The 18,836-nt window shown below is 76.2% G+C and carries 15 protein-coding genes and 1 pseudogene; 4 read left to right on the forward strand and 12 right to left on the reverse strand.

Annotated features, from left to right (window positions below):
• From AB0E96_RS24070 to AB0E96_RS24085, 4 genes and pseudogenes are all read right to left on the reverse strand, one after another.
• Window positions 1-321: pseudogene (locus AB0E96_RS24070) on the reverse strand (ABC transporter permease); the annotation flags it as partial.
• Entirely contained in the window at window positions 318-1,229 is a 912-nt protein-coding gene (locus tag AB0E96_RS24075; RefSeq protein WP_359827233.1) for an ABC transporter ATP-binding protein, read from the reverse strand. The gene AB0E96_RS24075 and the pseudogene AB0E96_RS24070, both read right to left, overlap by 4 nt.
• Before the next feature lie 104 nt (window positions 1,230-1,333).
• Complete coding sequence (locus tag AB0E96_RS24080; protein ID WP_359827236.1) at window positions 1,334-2,128, reverse strand: aminotransferase class IV; 795 nt, start codon at window positions 2,126-2,128, stop codon at window positions 1,334-1,336.
• Complete coding sequence (locus AB0E96_RS24085; protein ID WP_359827238.1) at window positions 2,121-3,164, reverse strand: GNAT family N-acetyltransferase; 1,044 nt, start codon at window positions 3,162-3,164, stop codon at window positions 2,121-2,123. Before AB0E96_RS24085 ends, AB0E96_RS24080 begins: the two co-directional genes overlap by 8 nt.
• A gap of 337 nt (window positions 3,165-3,501) precedes the next feature.
• Here AB0E96_RS24085 and AB0E96_RS24090 point away from each other — a divergent pair, with 337 nt between their 5' ends.
• The gene (locus AB0E96_RS24090) at window positions 3,502-4,776 is read left to right on the forward strand and encodes a hypothetical protein (protein ID WP_359827239.1); all 1,275 of its coding nucleotides are present in this window, start codon (window positions 3,502-3,504) and stop codon (window positions 4,774-4,776) included.
• The gene (locus tag AB0E96_RS24095; protein WP_359827253.1) at window positions 4,683-5,870 is read left to right on the forward strand and encodes a glycosyltransferase family 4 protein; all 1,188 of its coding nucleotides are present in this window, start codon (window positions 4,683-4,685) and stop codon (window positions 5,868-5,870) included. Before AB0E96_RS24090 ends, AB0E96_RS24095 begins: the two co-directional genes overlap by 94 nt.
• Here the strand turns inward: AB0E96_RS24095 and AB0E96_RS24100 are convergent.
• The 4 genes from AB0E96_RS24100 to AB0E96_RS24115 form a co-directional block, all read right to left on the reverse strand.
• Complete coding sequence (locus tag AB0E96_RS24100) at window positions 5,842-6,204, reverse strand: hypothetical protein (protein ID WP_359827241.1); 363 nt, start codon at window positions 6,202-6,204, stop codon at window positions 5,842-5,844. The genes AB0E96_RS24095 and AB0E96_RS24100 overlap by 29 nt on opposite strands.
• Before the next feature lie 76 nt (window positions 6,205-6,280).
• Entirely contained in the window at window positions 6,281-6,937 is a 657-nt protein-coding gene (locus AB0E96_RS24105; RefSeq protein WP_359827243.1) for a response regulator transcription factor, read from the reverse strand.
• Window positions 6,922-8,178: a sensor domain-containing protein gene (locus AB0E96_RS24110; protein ID WP_359827255.1), complete on the reverse strand. Its 1,257-nt coding sequence runs from the start codon at window positions 8,176-8,178 to the stop codon at window positions 6,922-6,924. The genes AB0E96_RS24105 and AB0E96_RS24110 overlap by 16 nt, the downstream gene beginning before the upstream one ends.
• A gap of 105 nt (window positions 8,179-8,283) precedes the next feature.
• Window positions 8,284-9,195, reverse strand: a complete 912-nt coding sequence (locus AB0E96_RS24115; RefSeq protein WP_359827245.1) for a DMT family transporter — start codon at window positions 9,193-9,195, stop codon at window positions 8,284-8,286.
• 142 nt (window positions 9,196-9,337) lie between these two features.
• On the opposite strand from AB0E96_RS24115, the gene AB0E96_RS24120 reads away from it, so the two are divergent.
• A complete protein-coding gene (locus AB0E96_RS24120; RefSeq protein WP_359827246.1) occupies window positions 9,338-10,222 on the forward strand; it encodes a LysR substrate-binding domain-containing protein in 885 nt (294 codons plus the stop codon).
• Window positions 10,223-10,507: 285 nt separating this feature from the next.
• Window positions 10,508-11,800, forward strand: coding sequence for a carbohydrate-binding protein (locus AB0E96_RS24125; protein WP_359827247.1), 1,293 nt, complete (start codon window positions 10,508-10,510; stop codon window positions 11,798-11,800).
• 90 nt (window positions 11,801-11,890) lie between these two features.
• On the opposite strand, the gene AB0E96_RS24130 is transcribed toward AB0E96_RS24125, so the two are convergent.
• The 4 genes from AB0E96_RS24130 to AB0E96_RS24145 all read right to left on the reverse strand — a co-directional run.
• Window positions 11,891-14,881 (reverse strand): hypothetical protein, encoded by a 2,991-nt coding sequence (locus AB0E96_RS24130; RefSeq protein WP_359827248.1) that lies wholly within the window; start codon window positions 14,879-14,881, stop codon window positions 11,891-11,893.
• Entirely contained in the window at window positions 14,881-16,818 is a 1,938-nt protein-coding gene (locus AB0E96_RS24135; RefSeq protein ID WP_359827250.1) for an HSP90 family protein, read from the reverse strand. Before AB0E96_RS24135 ends, AB0E96_RS24130 begins: the two co-directional genes overlap by 1 nt.
• Before the next feature lie 161 nt (window positions 16,819-16,979).
• Window positions 16,980-18,020, reverse strand: coding sequence for a hypothetical protein (locus AB0E96_RS24140; protein ID WP_359827251.1), 1,041 nt, complete (start codon window positions 18,018-18,020; stop codon window positions 16,980-16,982).
• Between the two features lie 195 nt (window positions 18,021-18,215).
• A partial coding sequence (locus tag AB0E96_RS24145; protein WP_359827252.1) for a hypothetical protein occupies window positions 18,216-18,836 on the reverse strand: 621 nt, incomplete at its 5' end.

The following is an 18,836-nucleotide window of genomic DNA, read 5'->3' on the forward strand; positions in this document are numbered from 1 at the left end:
GTCCGGGCGGGCGGCCGCGACCCCGGGCAGCGCGGCCAGCCGGCCGGCCAGCGCCGCGTCCGTCCGGGCCCGCTCCGGAGTGGCCTGCTCCACCGTCTCGGTGTCCTCGCCGACCTTCGTCCTGATCTTCACCGCCTGCTCGGCCGCGACCACCACCGGGGCGTCCGCGTACCGGGTGGGCTTGAGGCCCGCGGTCAGACCGGTCTGCATCAGCACTCCGCAGGCCGTCACCACGGCGGCGCCCAGCAGCAGGGCGACCAGGGTGCCCACGAAGGACGCGGGACGGAAGCGCACCGAAGCGCGCGCGAGTCCGTTGGTCACGCCGCCGCTCCCACCGGGCGGGCGGTCAGCGCGACCATCCGGTCCGCGACGGCCTGCGGCGTCGGGTGCGGCAGGTCGTCCACGACCGCGCCGGCGGCCAGGAACAGCACCCGGTCGGCGAAGGAGGCCGCCACCGGGTCGTGGGTCACCATCACCACCGTCGCGCCGAGCGAGTCCACGGCCTGGCGCAGCAGGCCCAGCACCTCGTGCGCGGTCCGGGTGTCGAGCGCCCCGGTCGGCTCGTCGGCGAACACCACGTCCGGACGGGTGATCAGCGCACGGGCGATCGCCACCCGCTGCTGCTGGCCGCCCGAGAGCTGGCCGGGCCGCCGCCGGCCGTGCTCGCCCAGGCCCACCCGCTCCAGCAGCTCCCGCGCCCGGCCGCGGTCCTGGCGCTCCCCGGCCAGGCGCAGCGGGAGCAGCACGTTCTGCTCGACGGTCAGCGAGGGCAGCAGGTTGAAGGACTGGAAGACGAATCCGATCCGGCTGCGGCGCAGCTCGGTGAGCCGGTTCTCGCTCAGCGCGGTGATGTCCTCGCCGCCGAGCCGGACCTGCCCGGAGTCCGGGCGGTCCAGGCCCGCCGCGCACTGGAGGAAGGTGGACTTGCCGGAGCCGGACGGGCCCATCACCGCGGTGAAGCTGCCGCGGGCGAGCGCCAGGTCGATCCCGCGCAGCGCCTGCACCGCCGTCTCGCCGCGCCCGTAGCCGCGGTGCACCCCGCGCAGCTCGATCGCGGGCGCCGCCTGCGCGCCACCGCCGTACGGCGCCGTGCCGTACGGGGCCCCCGCGTACCCGTCCGCGTCGTACGGAGCGGCGCCGTGGTCGGCGCGGCCGTGGCCGTGTCCGTCAGGGCCGTACGGGTCCGTCCCGAACTCGTCGTTCCTGCGGCGGTCTTGGCGGCGTGCCATGGGGAGCCTTCCTTCGGTTCTGCGTCGCTCGTCGTCAACGTCTTCCAACCTAGGAGCGACGGACTCCGCGAACCATGCAGGCCACCGGCGGACCGATGGTGGGGTTATCCCCCCACCCGTTCGCCGGAAATCCCCAGGTAGGAGGCGTGCAGCTCGGCGAGCACCGGGTGCGCGGGGTCGAAGGCGGTGCCGTCCACGGCCGCCAGCGGACGCACCCCGACGCCCGCGTTCACCGCGAAGGCGGCGGAGAAGCGGTCCAGCCGGCCGACGGGCAGCGGCTCACGGGACTGCGGCCCCGAGTACGCGGCGGACAGCAGGGCCTCGGTGACGCCGGGCAGGCTCGGGCCCTGCGGCCAGACCAGCGCGTCCCCGGCCAGGAAGCCGACGTTCCAGGTCGCGCCCTCGACCACCAGGCCGTCTTCGCCGACCAGCAGCACGTCGTCGAACCCCGCCAGTTGGGCCTGCCGGCGATGGCGCACCAGACCGAACAGGCCGACGTGCTTCACCTCCGGGAGCTCCCGCCGGTAGGTCGTGGTGCGGACCCGCAGCGGGGCCGGCGCGGACGCCCCGGCCGGGCGGGTGGTCACCAGCAGGGCGGGCACCGCCGGGGCCGCGGGGCGCTCCAGGCCGAGCGCCGGGTCGTACACCGTGACCCGGACGATCACCGGCGCGCCGTCGGCGGGCAGCACCGCGCCGATCCGCTCCCGCACCGCCGCCCGGTCCAGCTCGGCGCCGAACAGCACCCGGCAGTCCCGGACCAGCCGGTCCAGGTGCAGCGACAGACCGCGCACCCGGCCCCCCTCGGCGCGCAGGGTGGTGAAGTGCCCGTAGTTGAGCAGCCCCAGCGCGGCCAGCCGCGCCGGGTCGGCGGGGGCACCGTCGATCTCGATCTCAGCCATCCCCCGAGTCTGCCAGCAGCGGCGACGCCGACGGGCCCTGCTCCGGCAGCACGGCGCCCGGCAGCGCGGAGCCCGGCTGTACCGACCCCGGCAGCCCCGAACCGGGCAGTCCGGCGCCCGGCGGATCGGAACCCGGCAGCGGCACCGGGCGGTACGGGCTCACCATCCGCCGGCCGGCCGCCCGGGCCTCCCGTTCGAACTCCTCGATCCGGTACGCCAGGCCCTCCGGCTCCCCGGCGTCCGACCAGCGCCACGCCTCCGACCACCACTGCGGGCCGCGCACCAGCGGCCGGCCGGCCAGCGCCAGGTACAGGGCCAGCGTGGAGCGGGCGTACGCGTGCACCCAGCCGTCGCAGCCCCGGTAGTCCGCCGTCTCGTCCAGCCGCAGCCAGCGGCCCTCCTGCCCGGCGGCCAGTATCGGCACCCAGCCGCCCGAGCGGTCCGCGACCAGCAGGAGCAGCCGGCCGTCCTCCTCCCGCACCCGGTGCCGGGGCAGTTGGGGCATCCGGGCGAAGGACAGCGAGTGCTTCCAGCCCACCACCCACAGGCCCCGGCGCAGGTAGTAGCGGACCGCCGGCTGCCAGCTCCAGTGCGCCTCCAGCCGGAACCCCGGCAGGCCCTCGGCGGTGGCCGCCGCGTACACCTCGTCCAGGGCGGCGGCGGCCAGGCCCCGGCCGCGCGCGTCCGGGGCGACGTAGAGGGAGGAGACGGCCAGCTGGCTCGGGCCCTTGGTCCAGTTGTCCACGGCGACGGTGCCCACGACCGTGCCGCCGTCGTCCTGGATCCAGTAGCGGCGCCGGTACAGCTCCCCGCCCGGCCACTCCCGGCCGCTCTCCCCGAGCCGCTCCCGCCACCCGCGCTCCGCCTGCGGCGCCAGCCCGTCCGGGTCCACCAGCTCGCCCAGCCCGCCCTCCACCAGGGACGCCAAGTCCCAGAGCGCGAACCGCCGTTCCTCCCCCGGCCGGGCCGCCCGCAGCCGCGGCCCCGCCGCCAGCCGGTCCTGCGCCCGCTCCACCGCCGCATCCCACGACCTCACCACACGGCGAGGATAGCGGTGCGACGGGGACGATCAGTAATCCGCCCGCCACCGAACGTCAGTACGGGCCGGGCGCCCGGGTTCCGGGCCGGACGGACCCGCCCGCCGTCCTGCCCGCTGCCCTGCCCGCCGACCCGGTCGGCGCCCGGACCGAGGGGCCGGCGGCGTGACGGCACGGGGCTCCGCCGGGTGGCGACGGCCCACGGCGGCCCGCCGTACGGCCCCCGGCCGCTCGGCCCGCGGACGCCGCGGGCCACCGCAGAGGTAGGGGAAACCCGACCACGGGACTCGACTTGACCGTGATGACCCCGCCGGCCTGCGGCGATGCAATGAACGAGTGACGAAACGGGCGTGGTGGTGGTGCGGCGGGTGGCTGGCCGCGGCGGGGTGGGCAGGGGCGTTCCCGGTGGTGTCCGGGCTCGGGCCGCACCGGAGTTGGGGGGCCTGGGCGGCCTGCGGGTACCTGCTCGCGGCGCTCGTCGCGGTGACGGCGCGGCGGCGCGGGCCCGGGCTGTCGGTGGCCGTCGCCGCCGTCGGGGCGGTGCTGGTGCCGCTGTCCGTGCTGGTGCTGAGCGGGCAGGGGCAGAGCGAGGTCGGGGTGATCGAGCGGTCCGGGTCGCTACTGCTGCACACCGGCACGCCGTACCTGGACGGTCCGCGGACCGTCGCGGAGTACGACCCGTACCTCCCGGGGATGGCCCTGCTGGGCCTGCCCCGGGCGCTGTCGGGCGGCTCGCCGCTGGGTGACGCCCGGCTCTGGTGCGCGGCGGTGTTCCTGGTCTGCGTGCTGCGGACGGTGCCCGCCGGGCGCCGGCTCGGTGCCGCCGCGCTCGTCGCCTCGCCGGTGGTCGCGCTGCCGCTCTGCGTCAGCGGGGTCGACCTGCCGCTCACCGGCCTGTGCCGGCTCGCCCTGGTCCGTGCCGCCGAACGGCGGCCGGTGGCGGCCGGGTTGGCGCTGGCCGCCGCCTGCTCGCTGAAGTGGACGGCCTGGCCCGCGCTCGCCGTGGTGGCCGCCCTGCTGGCGGCCTCCGCCGGTCGGCGCGCCGCGCTGCGCGGGACGGCCGTCGCGGTAGGGGCGGCGGCGGTGGCGGTGCTGCCGGTGGCGCTGCGCGCGCCGGGCCCGCTGGTGGAGCAGGTGTTCGCCTTCCCCACCGGGCGCGGCCGGCTGGCGACCCCGGCCGCCAGCCCGCTGCCCGGGCGGCTGCTCGCCGATCTCGGCCCGGCCGGCTGGTACGTCTCCGTCGGCCTGCTGCTGCTCGCCGGACTCGCCGTCGGGGCCTCCCTGTTCGTCCGCCCGCCCCGCACCGCGGCCGCCGCGGCGCACCGGCTGGCCCTGGGGCTGTCGGCGGCCTTCCTGCTGGCGCCCGCCGGGCGGTTCGGCTACCTCGCGCTGCCGCTCGTCCTCGTCCTCCTCACGTTCCCGCCCTCCACTCCGAAAGGCCTGCCATGGGCACCACCCTCGTCGTCACCAACGACTTCCCGCCGCGCCAGGGCGGCATCGAGACCTTCGTCAAGGCCATGGCCGACCGCGTCCCCGGCCACGACGTCGTGGTCTACACCTCGGCCGAACCCGGCGCGGAGCGCCACGACGCCGCTCTCCCCTACCCGGTGATCCGCGACCGCGCCCGCACGTTGCTGCCGACCCCGCGGGCCACCCGCCGGGCCGCGGACCTGGCCCGCGCCCACGGCTGCGACCGGGTCTGGTTCGGCGCCGCGGCCCCGCTCGCCGCGATGGCGCCCGGCCTGCGGCGGCTGGCCCCGGGCGTCCGCCGCACCGTCGCCACCACGCACGGCCACGAGATCTGGTGGGCCCGCACCCCGGGCGCCCGCGCCGTGCTGCGCCGGATCGGCCGCGGGACGGACGTGGTGACGTACCTCGGCGCCTACACCCGGGCCCGGATCGCGCCCGCGCTCGGGCCGGACGCCCGGCTGGCGCGCCTGGTGCCGGGGGTCGACCCGTCGGTCTTCCGGCCCACGGCCGCCGGGGGCCCGGCGACCGCCCCAGTGGTGCTGTGCGTGGCGCGGCTGGTCCCGCGCAAGGGCCAGGACGTGCTGATCCGCGCGCTGCCCGCGATCCGCCGGGCCGTCCCCGGGACGACCCTGGTGCTGGTCGGCCGGGGCCCGGACGAGAACCGGCTGCGGGGCCTGGCCCGCCGCCTCGCCGAGCCGGGCGGCGTGGTGTTCGCCGGGGGCCTCGACCACGCCGGGACGGCCGTCCACTACGCCGGGGCGGACGTCTTCGCGATGCCGTGCCGCACCCGCCGGCTGGGCCTGGAGGCCGAGGGCCTGGGCATCGTCTTCCTGGAGGCGGCCGCCGCCGGGCTCCCGGTGGTGGCCGGCCGCTCCGGCGGTGCCCCGGACACCGTCCTGGACGGTGTCACCGGGACGGTCGTCGACGGCCGGTCCCTCGCCGCCGTGGCCGCCGCCCTGACCCGGATCCTGCTCGCCCCGCCCGCGGAACGGGCCCGGATGGGCGCGGCGGGGCGGCGCTGGGCCGAGGAGCACTGGACCTGGGAGGCCTCGGCGCGGCGGCTCACCGAGCTGCTGGACCCCGCCCTGCCCCTGCCCGACGCGGCCGCCCCGGAGGCTCAGGACACCCGGGGCGCTCAGGCCGGCCCGGACGCTCCGGATGCCGCACCCACCGCCGCGGGCGCCACGGACACCACGGCGGCCCGGGTCACTCCGGCTGCCCGCGCAGGTGCCTGACCAGTCGGGCGATCGCGGCCGCCCCGCCGTTGGCGTGGACCGCCGCCACCCAGTTCCGCGCCTGGCCCGGCAGGTCGTCCCGGCCCGGGCAGGAGAAGCTGAACAGCCAGACGTGGGCGGCCACGTCGCGCTCGGGCAGGGCCCGCCACTCCTCGCCGCCGGCCGCCGTCAGCACGTCCTGGCAGGCCGCCAGCGCCTGGTCACCGTCCCCCGCCCACTCCTGCCTCAGCCACAGCAGGAAGTTGGCCTGGGCCGTCGTGTTGTCGTCCTTGGTCGCCTCTCCCTTGAGCAGCCGGTTGACGATCGCGCTCTGCGGTTCCCGTGTCCTCGCCATGCCGCCATCGTTCCGGCACCGCGACCGCCCTGACAAGGGGGTCGGCCCTGCGCGGGCCGCCCCCGCCGCTCCCCCGTCACGCCCCCCGCAGGTGCGCCAGCACCGCGAGCACCCGCCGGTTGCCCTCCGTCGGGTCCAGGTCCAGCTTCATGAAGATGTTCCCGCAGTGCTTCACCACCGAGGCCTCGGTGATGCTCAACCGGCCCGCCACGGCCTGGTTGTTGAGGCCCTCGGCCATCAGCGCGAGCACCTCCCGCTCGCGCGGGGTGAGGCGGGCCAGCGGACGGTCCGCGGACTGGCCGCGCAGCAGCACCCGGACCACCTCGGGATCGATCACCGTCTCCCCGTCGGCGACCCTCCTCAGCGCGTCCAGGAAGTCCGCGACATCACCGACCCGGTCCTTCAACAGGTAGCCCAGACCGGCCGGTTGGGCTCCGGCGGCGGCGAGCAGCCGGGTGGCGTACGGGGTGGCCACGTACTGGGAGAGGACCAGCACGGGCAGGCCGGGGTGGCGCTCGCGCAGCGCGAGGGCCGCGCGCAGTCCCTCGTCGGTGTGGTCCGGGGGCATCCGGACGTCGGTGACCACGATGTCCGGCCGGTCGGCGTCGACGGCCGCGGCGAGCGCCTCGGCGTCGCCGACGGCGGCGGTCACCCGGTGGCCGCCGAGGGCGAGGAGTTCGACCAGTCCGGCGCGCAGCAGCACCGCGTCCTCGGCGATCACGACCCGGAGCACGGGACCTCCAGCCGCAGCGTCGTCGGGCCGCCCGTCGGGCTCGTCACCATCAACCGTCCCTTCAGCAGTGCCACCCGGTCGGCGAGTCCGGCCAGTCCGGCCCCGGCGGCCGGGTCCGCCCCGCCGCGGCCGTCGTCGGTCACCTGGACGACCAGCCGCCCGCGAGAGACCCGCCCGTGGACGGTGATCGCGCCGGCACCGCTGTGCTTGGCGGCGTTGGTGAGCGCCTCGGTGACGGTGAAGTAGGCGGTGGTCTCCACGGACGGGTGCAGCCGCTCCGGGAGGTCGATGTCGGTGGCCACCGGGATCGGGTGCCGCAGCGCGACCTCGGCGACGGCGGCGGCGAGCCCGTGGTCGGTGAGCACCTGCGGGTGGATGCCGCGCACCAGTTCGCGCAGCTGCTCCAGCGCCTGCCGGGCCTCGCCGCGCGCCCGGGTGACGAGCTCCGCCGCCCGGCCGTCCTGGCCGCGCAGCTCGTACTCGGCGAGCCCGAGGGTCATGCTGAGCGCGACCAGCTGCTGCTGCGCGCCGTCGTGCAGATCGCGCTCGATCCGGCGCCGCTCGGCCTCGAAGGCATCGGCCAACCGGGCGCGGGAGCGGGTGAGTTCGAGCACCTGGCGGCCGAGGTCGTCCTCCCGGGGCCCGAGCAGGAAGCGGGCCAGCGCCACCTCGGCGACGGTCAGCAGCGCCCCCGTGTAGGCGCAGAGCAGCAGGCCGGCCAGTCCGGCGGCGGAGAACGGCAGCGCGGCGAGCGGACCGGGAACGGCGTGCCCGGGGATCAGCATCACGGTCTCCGGCGCGAGCGCCCACACCACCAGCGGGGCGAGCGTGTAGAGGCCGGAGAGCACCAGCAGCACGGTGAACCCGAGCGAGGCGGCGGCCAGGACGGTCGAGGCGAGCACGGCGTGGGCGAGTTCGCGCCGGGTGGCCCGCTCGCGCAGCCGGGTACGGACGCGGGCGCGCCGGCCCGCCCCGGGCAGGCTGCGGTGCGGGTCGGGCAGCGGGACCGGCTCGACCAGCCGCAGCCGCCACCGGGCCACGGTGGCGGTCGGGATCCCGATGAGCGCCAGGGCGACCAGCACCGGCATGCCGACGCCGACCACCCACAGGCCCAGGCCGAGCACCAGGAGCACCACGAGGACCACCAGCAGCAGCGGCCCGAGCAGTGCGCTGCCCAGCAGGTACGCCCAGCAGCGCGGCACCCAGGAGGTGAAGGGGAAACGCAGCGGGTGCGCCCACAGCGCCTCGCGGACGGCCGACGGCTGCGGCTCCTCGCCGCTCCCGCCGCTCCCGCCGTCCTCGGCGCCCTCACCGTTCCGGTCTCTCCCCCCGCTCACCCGTTCACCCTAACCGACCGGCTGACGGCCCTTCGGGGCCGGAACCCGGGCCCGGCGCGGCCGGGTCAGGGCGACGGCCGCGATCACCAGCACACCGCCGGCCAGGGCGTTCCAGCCCACCGGCTCGTGCAGGAGGGTCGCGCCGAGCGCCGTCGACCAGAGCGGCATCACATAGGTGACGGCGGAGGCGACCGTCGGCCCCGCGCCCCGGACCAGCGACAGGTTGAGCAGGTACGCCAGGCCGGTGCCGACCATGCCGAGCACCAGCAGGGCGAGCGCGGGGCCCGCGCCGGGCCACCGCGGGGCGCCCGCGGCGAACGGCGCGACCACGGCCAACTCGGCTGCGGCGCAGGTGACCTGGAGCGCGGAGAGGGTGGTCACCGACTCCGGGCGGCCGGACAGGAAGCGGCGCAGGTAGGCGAAGCCCGCGCCGTAGCAGCAGGCGGCGGCCAGGCAGGCCAGCGCACCGGTGGTCGCCCCGGCCCCGAGGCCGCGCCAGACCCCGAGCACGGTGAGCACGCCGAGGAAGCCGAGCCCGAGGCCCGCCAGCCGGCGGACGCCCGGACGGCGCTCCTCGGGGACGGTCAGCACCGCGAACAGCAGGGTGAACAGCGGGGTGCTCGCGTTCATCACCCCGGCGAGCACCGAGCTGACCCTGGTCTCGCCGAACGGGAAGAGGGTGAACGGCACCGCGTTGAGCAGCACCGCCACCACCGCCGAGTGCCCCCACAGCACCCGGTCGCGCGGGGCCCGCTCGCCGCGCACCACCAGGATCGCCCACAGGGTGGCCGCGCCCAGCAGGCAGCGCCACAGCGCCACCCAGAGCGGCGGCGTCCCCGCGTCGACCGCCACCTTGATCAGGGCGAAGCTCGCGCCCCAGATCGCCGACAGGGCCGCGAAGCCCGGCAGCCAGCGCCGCACCCCCACCACCTCCGTTCCGTCTCCGTCCGACCTCTCCGCGCCGACGCGCCCCGGTGATCCGGGCCGTCGGCTGGACAGAGCGTGGCCCGGCACCGGAGCATGAGTCCAACAAGTGACAGTGCATCCGCGATGAGGAAGTCTCATGACCTCGGACGTCAACCTGGCCCAGCTCAGGGCACTGGTCGCGGTCGCCGACACCGGCGGCTTCGGCGCGGCCGCCGACGAACTGGGCATCAGCCAGTCCGCGGTCTCGCACGCCGTCGCCGCGCTGGAGCGGAACCTCGGCGCACCCGTGCTGTGGCGCGGCACCCCGTGCCGCCCGACCCCGCTGGGCGAACAGGTCCTGCCGCACGCCCGGACCGCCGTCGCCTCGGCCGCCGCCGTCCGCGCCATCGCCACCCGGCACTCCGGCGGGCCGACCGGCACCGTGCGGCTGGCGGCGCCGACCACCGTCTGCCAGGCGCTGCTGCCCGGCCTGCTGAAGGACTGGCGGACGGCCTACCCGCAGGTCACCGTCCGGATCTTCGAGGGCGAGGACGAGGAGCTGGCGGCCTGGCTGGAGGCGGGCACGGTGGACGCCGCCGTCCTGGTGGACGCCGGACCGCTCCCGCCCGGCGCGGTCGCCCTCGGCGCCGACTCGATGCACGCGCTGCTGCGCCGCGACCACCCGCTCGCCGGCCAACCGACCGTCCATGTGGCCGAGTTGGAGGACGACGACTTCCTGCTCTCGGAGGGCGGCTGCGAGCGCCAGATCCGCGAGGCCTACCGGCGGGCCGGCGCCCGCTTCACGCCCCGGCACCGCATCCGCGACCTCAACACCCTGATCGGCATGGTGCACGCGGGCGTCGGGGTCTCGGTGATGCCCGCGCTGGCCCGGACGATGCTCCCGGCCGACTGCGTCCTGGTCCCGATCCGGCCCGCCGTCCACCGCACGCTGACCCTGACCGGCCCGACCGGCCGCCCGTGGTCCCCGGCCGTCAGCGGCCTGCTGGCGGGGGTGGCCGCCGCGGCCCTCGTCGGAGCCTGACCGGCCATCGGGAGGGACCTGACCGACCGCACCGGGGGGCCTGACCGACCGCACCGGGGGCCGACCGACCGCACCGGCTCCGGAGCGGGCAGGCCTTGACCTCTTTGGGGTTGACCGCCCTTCCAAGACAGGTCTATACCAGTGAGGACCTTCGGCAACCACCCGCCGCCGACGGCCCGTTCGGCCGTCACGCCACCCCCACACCTGGCGTGACCAGGCCTGCTTCCGCCACGTCCGGAGCGACCAGGCCCCCTCCCCCACCGCCGTTTCCTGGAAAGGCCTCCGATGGAACGCGCTCTTCCCCCGCAGCACCCCGCGCCCGCCCCCCGCAGACGCCGCGCCGCACTCGCCCTGGCCGGCGTGCTCGGCCTGGTCGCCGGCGGCGTCGCCGCCCTGGCCGGCACCGGCTCCGCCGCCGCGGACACCACCGGCGCGGCCACCGCTGCCGCCGGGCTCGGCAGCAACTGGTACGCCTCGGCGCCGTACCTGATGCCCGAGGACAACAGCCCGCCGGACGCCGCCGCCGTCATGGACGCCACCGGCCAGAAGGCCTTCCAGCTGGCGTTCATCCTGGCCCAGGGCAACAGCTGTTCGCCCGCCTGGGGCGGCACCTCCCCGATCGACACCGACACCACCATGCCGAGCGTCATCCAGACCGTCCGCGGCAAGGGCGGGGACGTCTCGGTGTCGGTCGGCGGATACGGCGGCACCAAGCTCGGCCAGGTCTGCGGCACCCCCGAGGCGACCGCCGCCGGGTACCAGAAGGTGATCACCAAGTACGGCCTCAAGGCGATCGACTTCGACCTGGAGGAGCCGGAATACGAGAACACCGCGGCCATCCACAACGAGATCGGCGCGGCGAGGATCCTCCAGCAGAACAACCCCGGCCTGTACGTCTCGATCACCACCGCCGGGACCAACGCCGGCACCGGCTGGTTCGGCACCCAGATGCTCAACGAGGCCAAGTCGCAGGGGTTCACACCGGACAACTACTCGATCATGCCGTTCGACGGCGGCTTCAACGGCGCCGCGGCGCAGACCGACGCGCTGGTGAAGTTCAACCAGATCCTGCAGACCACCTTCGGCTGGAACGAGGCCACCGCGTACGCCCACGAGGGTGTGTCGATGATGAACGGCCGCACCGACGCCGCCGAGTACTTCCACCAGTCCGACTTCCAGACCGTGCTGGACTTCGCCACCGCGCACGGCCTGGCCCGGTACACCTACTGGTCGGTCAACCGGGACCGCCAGTGCGCGGGCAACGTCGACCCGGGGCTGTCCGGCTCCTGCTCCAGCGTGGTGCAGAACGACTGGGACTTCACCAGGTTCACGGTGAAGTTCGCCGGGGCGACCCCGCCCACCACTCCGCCCACCACCCCACCGACGACGCCCCCGACCACGCCTCCGACCACCCCGGGCAGCTGCACCGCCCCGGCGTGGAACGCGGGCACCACCTACAACGGCGGCGCCAAGGTCTCGTACAACGGGCACAACTACCACGCCAAGTGGTGGACGGTGAACGAGGTGCCGAGCGCCGGCGGCCAGTGGGGCGTCTGGGGCGACGACGGGCCCTGCTGACGGTTCCCGCCCCCGGGGCGGGTGGGGTCCGGGTCATCGCGACCCCGGGCCCCGCCCGCCTCCACGGGTCCCGCGGAGGCGGGACCCGCCTCACTCCCCGGCGAGCCGCTCCCGCAGCTCCGCCAGCACCTCCGCCGCCTCCGGCAGCCCGGCCGCCTCGCAGCGCGCGATGCCGGCGGTCAGCCGGGCCACCGCCGCGTCGACGCGGCCGAGGTCGCTGCCCTCGATCAGCGCGGCCAGCCGGACGGCCTCGGCCCGCGGCGTCTCGGCCCGCTCGGCGCCCGCCCCGTACTCCGAGATGGCCCGCTCGACCTCGGCCAGCGCCTCCTCGTGCCGCCCCGCGACGGCCAGTGCGCGCGCCCGCTCGTAATGCGAACCTCCGCGCAGGTACCAGGAGTTGTACTCATCACCGCGCCGCTCGGCCGCCTCGCCGACCGCGTCGGCCTCGGCCAGCAGGGCGAGTGCGGACGCCAGCCCCTCCTCGCCCTGCTCCCGTGTCGTCAGCCGGGCCAGTTCCCGCAGGGTGGCGGCCAGCTGGTCCACCTGCGGGGCCTTTCCGTGCGCCTCGCGGGCGCGGGCCAGCGCCGCCTCGGCGGCGTCCCAGCGCTCGGCCCGGGCGAGCGCCAGGGCGGCCTCGCAGGCGACCATGGTGTGGGTCTCCTGGTCCTCCCAGCCGGCCACCAGCTCGGCCAGCCGCAGGTACTCCTCGGCGGCGTCCCGGTGCTCCTCCAGCTCGGACAGGCCCCGGGCGAGGTCCAGCCGGGCCTGGGCGAGCATCCGGACGTCCAGCCGCCCTGCGGACGGATCCAGCAGCACCGACTCCAGCACGGCCACCGCGTCCGCCGCCCGGCCGGAGTCGCGCAGCACGTCGGCCAGCTGGATCCGCACCTGGGCGGCCTCCTCGACCGCCTCGGCGCCCTTGCGGTCGTAGCGCGCGGCGGCCTCCGACAGCGCGCGGACCGCACCGCCGAGGTCCCCGGTCCGCAGGCAGGAGTGGCCGAGCATCATGTACGTCGGCGCGTACGGGTAGGAGTCGTCGCCCCAGCGCACGGCCTCCGCCAGTGCCCGGTGGAACACCTCGACCGCCTGGCCCGGCTCGCCGCCCTGCAGCAGTACCTGGCCCAGCAGGCCGAGCACCCGCGGCGTGTGCCAGGGCAGCTCGGCGGCGTCCAACTGGGCCAGCACCTCGCGCAGTTCGGCCTCCGCCTCGGCCAGGCGGCCGTCCCGGGCGGCGATGTCGGCGGTGTACTGCCGGGAGGTCGCGGCCCGCCGCTCGGAGCCGAGCTCCACGGCCGCCCGCCGGTAGGACCCGGCCGCCGCCGCGAAGCGCTCGGCCACCTCGGCGGGGGGCTCGGGCAGCGCCTCGGACAGGTCGTGGTGGGCGGCGTAGGTGCGGGTCTGCAGCACGATCAGGTAGTCGTCGTCGGTCAGTTCGCCGAGCGCGCGCAGCTCCTCGGCCCGGGTCAGCGCCGCGTCGAGGGCCGCCCAGTCGGGCCGCCGGCCAGCCTCGCCACCTCCGCCTTCGCCTTCGCCTTCGCCGTCCATGCCCCCGTCGTTCCCGCCCCCGTCATTCCCGCCCCCGCCGCTCTCGTCCAGGTCCGCGATCAGCGTCCGGGTGCGGCACATCAGCGCCGGCCCGGCCAGCCCCGCCGCTTCGAACAGCTCGGCGGCGGCCAGCAGCCCGGCCTTGCCCTCCTCGTACGCGTCCCGCTGGAGCGCCTCGTGGGCACGCTGCTCGGTGAGTTCGGCGCGCAGCCGCTCGGGGCCGCCCAGCTCGGCGTTCTCCGGGTGGACGAAGCCCTCGGCGCCGGCCCGCTCGGCGACCCGCTTCCACAGCCGGTCGGCGTCCGGGTGGCCGAGCACCTCCAGCTCGCGGGCCCGCAGCACCAGGGCGGTGAAGTCCTCGGGCTCCGGCTCGGCGGCCCGGCGCGGTGCGGCGGGCGCGGCGGCCGGGGCGGCGGACAGCCCGGACGCGGCGGCGGCCCGTACGCCCAGCGCCAGCGGCTCGGCGAGCAGCGGCTCGACGGCCAGCCGGGCGCGCCGGGCGGCGCCGACCGCGTCGGTGCCGTTGCGGGCGTCGAAGCGGGCGGCCAGCGCGTCGGCCTCGGTGCGCAGGTGGGCGAGCAGGGAGCCGACCGTCCAGGTCCGGCCGGCCGGACCGCTGACCGCGAGGTCGTCGTGGCCGGCCCGGGCGAGCAGGGCGACCAGCACCTCGACGCCGGTCAGGAAGCCCAGCCGGGCGGCGGGCTCGCCGGTGACCGCGAACAGGTCCCGGTTCTCGGCGAGCAGCTCCAGGCCGCGCGGCTCGTTGCCGGACAGCGCGCAGAACTCGATGTGCAGGCCGACGGCGTCCAGCATCGCGGCCTTGCCCCGGGCGTAGCGGTAACCGGCGAGGTGACCGGAGCGGGCCTCGTCAAGCCGGCCCTGGCGCAGCTGCGCCAGCAACGCGGTGGCCTGGCTGAGGTGGGGCTCCTGTTCGCAGCCGCTGCGGCCGTCCAGCACCGGTGTGAGCACCTTCAACGCCCGGGCGTCGTCCCCGGCGGCGAGGAAGTGCTCGGCGCGGGCCCGGGTCTCACAGGCGTGGCAGTCACTCAGCTCGGAGCGCGGGCGGGCCGCCCACAGCTCGTAGGCGTCCTGCACGCCGATGCCGGTCTGCGCGGCCAGGTGGTAGCGCTGGGCGTAGTACGGCTGGAGGTCGTGGCCGGCCGCGCGGTAGCGGTCGCGCAGCTCGGTGTGCCAGCGCCGGATCGCGGCGAGCGGGACGTCCGGGTTGTCCTTGAGCGCGTCGGCGACCCACTTGAAGCGCCAGAGCACCTGGTGCCGGGCCCACTCGCCGAAGCCGTCCGGGTCGGTGTCCCAGAGCTTGAGGATGCGGGCGAAGACGACCGGGCTCTTGCCGCGCTCGCCGTCGTACTCGTAGGCCTCCATCAGCTCCAGCAGGGCCATCGAGCGGACCTTGGTGTCGTCGAACTGCTCGGCGGCGTCGACGAGTTCCTCGGCGGTGACGGTCCTGGTCCGACCGTACGGGCGGGCGTCGTTCTCGCGCAGCGCGGCCATCACCGCGTCGGGGGTGTCCAGCATCACGCGTCCTTCTCGCCGTCGGAGCTCCCGGCGTCCGGGCTCCCGCCGCCGACGTTCCCGCCGCCGGGCTTCCCGCCGCCGTGGGAGCCCGCCGCGCCGGCCGCCTCGTGGCCGAGCATGGCGTGGTCGAGCAGGCTGATGAACGAGCGGTTGAGCAGCGCGGACTCGCTGGCCTTGAGCGGGCGGCGGGTCATCAGCACGGCCTGCCCGTACAGCGCCTCGACGGCGGTGACGGCCAGCTCGCGGCTGGTGACGGTGGCGGCGCGGCGCACCAGCGGGTTGAGGTGGTTGAGCACCAGCTGGGCGCGGGGCGCCTCGGCGCGCAGCGAGCCGAGGATGTCGGCCCACAGGCCGTCGGCCTCGTCGGCGAGCTGGGCCCGGGTGCGTTCGTGCCGGGCCTCCCGGTTGTCGAGCAGCAGGGCGGGCGCGTTCGTCGGGTGGAAGCTGCGCAGCGCGACGTCGCAGTCGAACCGGCCGACCACCTCGCGGGCGATCGCCAGGAAGGCGTTGGCGGCCAGCTCGGCGGCCGGGTCGACGGTGTCCAGGTGCGCGGTGACGGTGCCCGGGTCCAGGTCGGAGACCGAGACCCCGGGGCGGATCTCCGGCAGCCGGTGCACCAGGTCGTGGTCGTAGGTGTAGCCGCCGTTGACGACGCCGAGCCCGGCCGCGCCGGCGATCGGCGCGACCTGCCGGAACTCCTCGACCGTCCGGGTCACCAGCACCACCGGGTGGCTGCGGGCGAACTCGTCCAGGGTGACGTTGCCGTCGGTGGTCTCGAACGGCAGCCAGGGCAGCATCATCCGCAGCAACTCGTCGTCGTAGCGGGCGAGTTCCTTGACGGCGAGGTGGTGGACGGACAGGAAGCGGTGCAGCAGCGCCGGATCGCTCGCGGACAGGCCGGTCAGCCAGTCGCGGATCCGGGCGCCGAGCGCGTCCCGGACGGCGGCCAGCGTCTCGTCGGCGTACAGGCCCTCACGGGAGGCCGTGGGACGCAGCCCGTCGGTGTCGACGACGCAGCGGACGAAGAACGCCCAGTCCGGCAGCAGTTCGTCGGCCTGGTCGGAGAGCAGCATGCCCTTGAGGTGCACCCGGTGGCCGTTGCGGCGCGAGGGCGGGGCGGCGTCCGGCAGCACGTACGCGACGCCGCGCAGGCCGACCAGGGGCAGGTCCAGCTCGATGGTGTCGAGCGGGGTGAAGTCGAAGGCGGCGCGGCAGTACTCGGCGAGCGCGTCGCGCTTGGCCGACGGGGAGGCGTGACGCTCGGCCCACGGCGGGGTGCGGTTGACCCGGTGCCGGGTGCCGCTCCCGTCGATCACGGTGACGTCGTGGCGCAGCAGGCTGCCGAAGTCCCGGGCCAGGGTGACGACCCGGCCGGGGCGGGTCCACTCGGCGGCGTCGGCGCGCGGGGCCAGCGTGACGGTGGTGCCCGGCTCGGGCTTGGCCGAGGCGGGCAGGGTGCGGATGGTGTAGCTGCCGTCGGAGCTGCCGCGCCATTCGATCGCCGGGGCGTCCGGGGTGGCGGCGGAGCGGGTGACCACGGTGATCTCGTCGGCGACCACGAAGCAGGCGAGCAGGCCGATGCCGAACTGGCCGATGAAGTCGCCGCGGGCCCGGGCCAGCCCGGCGCCGTCGAGCCGGCCGTCGGCGTCGCGCTTGGAGCTGCGGCCGATGGTGGCGAGGAAGGTGTGGACGTCCTGCTCGGTCAGGCCGATGCCGGTGTCGGTGACGGACAGTTCGTCGTCGGCCCGGACGGTGATCGTGGCCGGCGCCTCCGGGTCCAGGGCGCGGCGGGCGGAGATCGCGTCCACGGCGTTCTGCAGCAGCTCGCGCAGGTAGACCCGCGGGCTGGAGTAGAGGTGGTGGGAGAGCAGGTCCACCAGGCCGCGCAGGTCCACCTGGAAGGTGTGCGCACTCGTCGGGTTGTCGGTAGGGGACACCGGAGGCTCTTTCGATCGCGGGGTGGATGAACGGGGTGGATGAACGGTGGTGGCTGGGCGGTCGTGGATGAACGGGGCCGCTGGGCGGCCGTGGATGAACGGGGCCGCTGGGCGGTGGTGGCTGGACGGTGATGGGAGCGGGAACGGCGGCGCCGGGCGCCTCAGCGCCAGTGCGAGGCGCAGCGGTCGCGGTGGGCGCGGAAGGCCTTGACCGGATCGCCCGCCAGGTAGTACCAGGGCGACTCGGTCACGACGCCGTCCAGCGCGTCGAACAGCAGCCGCGCGGTCTTGGGCTGGTCGGCGAGGGAGAAGGCCATCGCGAAGGCGTTGAAGCTCGCCTGCCAGCCCCGCGCCGGCGTGAAGTCGGGGTGCAGGACGGACCGGAAGGCCGCCTCCTGCAGACTGCCCACCACGGCGGGACTGGTCAGGTAGGCGTTGTCCTCGCCGTCCGGGAGGGCCAGCCAGTGCTCCAGGTGCGCGAGGGCCACCAGCTCGCCGAGGTGGCTGCCCTCGGGGGCCGCGAGCATCACGGAGCGGGCGAACCCGTGCATCTCCTCGTGCGAGCCGCCCCACTTGGCGCTCAGCTGCTGCAGCCGGGTCCGGTGCGAGCCGGCGTCCCCGGGTGCCCGGCGCACGGCGGCCTCGAAACGGCAGCCGGCGATCTCCTCGCCGAGCGAGGCCCCCATGGCGCTGCGCTGCAGGAAGCTCCAGGGGGCGTGCCAGGTGGGCTCGCGCTCGGCGACCTCCAGCAACTGTTCCTCGGCGGTGTCCAGCCGCTCGTGGAACACCCTCCAGCGCTCCTCGGTGACGTCCTTGGCCCGGGCGCCGGTGCGGGCCTCCCAGCCCCACGACACGTGCCGGGCGCCGGACAGCAACAGCAGCAGCGTGTCGTCCGGGGTGTCGGCCAGCGCCCGGCCCGTCCACTGCTCGACCCGGGGCACGGCGGATATCGCCCCGACGAGGAAGGAGCGCTCGTCGTCGTCGGCGGCGGCCAGCGCCGGGCGCAGGTCGGCCCAGTCCCCGTGGGCGGCCTGGCGGAGCGCCAGGCGCACCGAGGCGTCCCCGTACGCCGGGTCGAGCCGCGGCTCGCCGCCACCGGCGGCAGCGGGCTCCCCGGTGCCCCGGCGGCCGAAGCCGAACCCGCGGCGCGCGGCGCCGCCTTGCGCGCCCTCCCCGCCGGAGCGGCGTCGGAACAGCGGCATGTCTGGCCCCCTCGAACGTCATCGGCATCTTTCGCATGGCCGCACAGTGGCCACGAGATAGGTACATATCACGGTCGACTGACATCCGTTTGCCCAGCCCAGGGCCCCGCCCGTGCGGGGAGGGTGCCCGGCCCGGGCGGGGAGGGTGCCCGGCCCAGTCGGGGAGGGTGCCCGGCTTGCCCGGGCGGTGGCGTCTCAGGCGAGGCCGGGACCGGCGTCCGGCGTCTTCCCCGCCTGCGCCTGCTCGATCCGCTTCACCAGCATCACCGCGAACCGCCGCGTCGCGGCCAGGTCCACCGGACCGCCCTCGCTGGTCACGCTCGCCACCACGGTGCCCGAGCGGACCACGATGCCGATGCCCTCGCCCTCGGCCAGCGGCCCCTGGAAGGCCTGGCTCTCGCTGCCCAGCGCCGGGGTGTCGACCTTCTTGAACGCCCCGGCGGAGTACGAGGCGTAGTTCTCCTTCAGCCGCTGCATCGCCGCGTCCCGGCTGGGCAGGGTGTCCACCAGGAAGCGGACGACCGAGTCCCCCGAGGAGAACCGGACGGACCCGCTCAGCGGCTTGCCCGCGCAGGCGGCGGCAGCGGAGCCGGCGCAGGTGACCTTGTGGTCCGCGGTGTCGACCTTCCGCTTCTCCTCATCCCACCCGGCCATCGCCGCGGCGTCCGGCAGCACCTGCCCGACCACCTTGTCGTCCAGCAGCGCCGCCTCCAGGTCCCCGGCCTCGGCATGCCGGTGGGCCGGTGGGATCACAACCGGCTGCTGGCGGAGGTCGGCTACGGGGACATCGAGGAGCGGACCGTGCACCGGGACCTC

The sequence above is a fragment of the Kitasatospora sp. NPDC036755 genome (assembly GCF_040636595.1).
In the GTDB taxonomy this organism is placed as follows: Bacteria; Actinomycetota; Actinomycetes; order Streptomycetales; family Streptomycetaceae; genus Kitasatospora.

Bases quoted from the DNA above. Each gene is read 5' to 3' on its own strand.
- AB0E96_RS24075 (WP_359827233.1), bottom strand. From the start codon at position 1,229: ATGGCACGCCGCCAAGACCGCCGCAGGAACGACGAGTTCGGGACGGAC.
- AB0E96_RS24080 (WP_359827236.1), bottom strand. From the start codon at position 2,128: ATGGCTGAGATCGAGATCGACGGTGCCCCCGCCGACCCGGCGCGGCTG.
- AB0E96_RS24095 (WP_359827253.1), top strand. From the start codon at position 4,683: ATGGCCGACCGCGTCCCCGGCCACGACGTCGTGGTCTACACCTCGGCC.
- AB0E96_RS24100 (WP_359827241.1), bottom strand. From the start codon at position 6,204: ATGGCGAGGACACGGGAACCGCAGAGCGCGATCGTCAACCGGCTGCTC.
- AB0E96_RS24120 (WP_359827246.1), top strand. From the start codon at position 9,338: ATGACCTCGGACGTCAACCTGGCCCAGCTCAGGGCACTGGTCGCGGTC.
- AB0E96_RS24125 (WP_359827247.1), top strand. From the start codon at position 10,508: ATGGAACGCGCTCTTCCCCCGCAGCACCCCGCGCCCGCCCCCCGCAGA.
- AB0E96_RS24130 (WP_359827248.1), bottom strand. From the start codon at position 14,881: ATGCTGGACACCCCCGACGCGGTGATGGCCGCGCTGCGCGAGAACGAC.
- AB0E96_RS24140 (WP_359827251.1), bottom strand. From the start codon at position 18,020: ATGCCGCTGTTCCGACGCCGCTCCGGCGGGGAGGGCGCGCAAGGCGGC.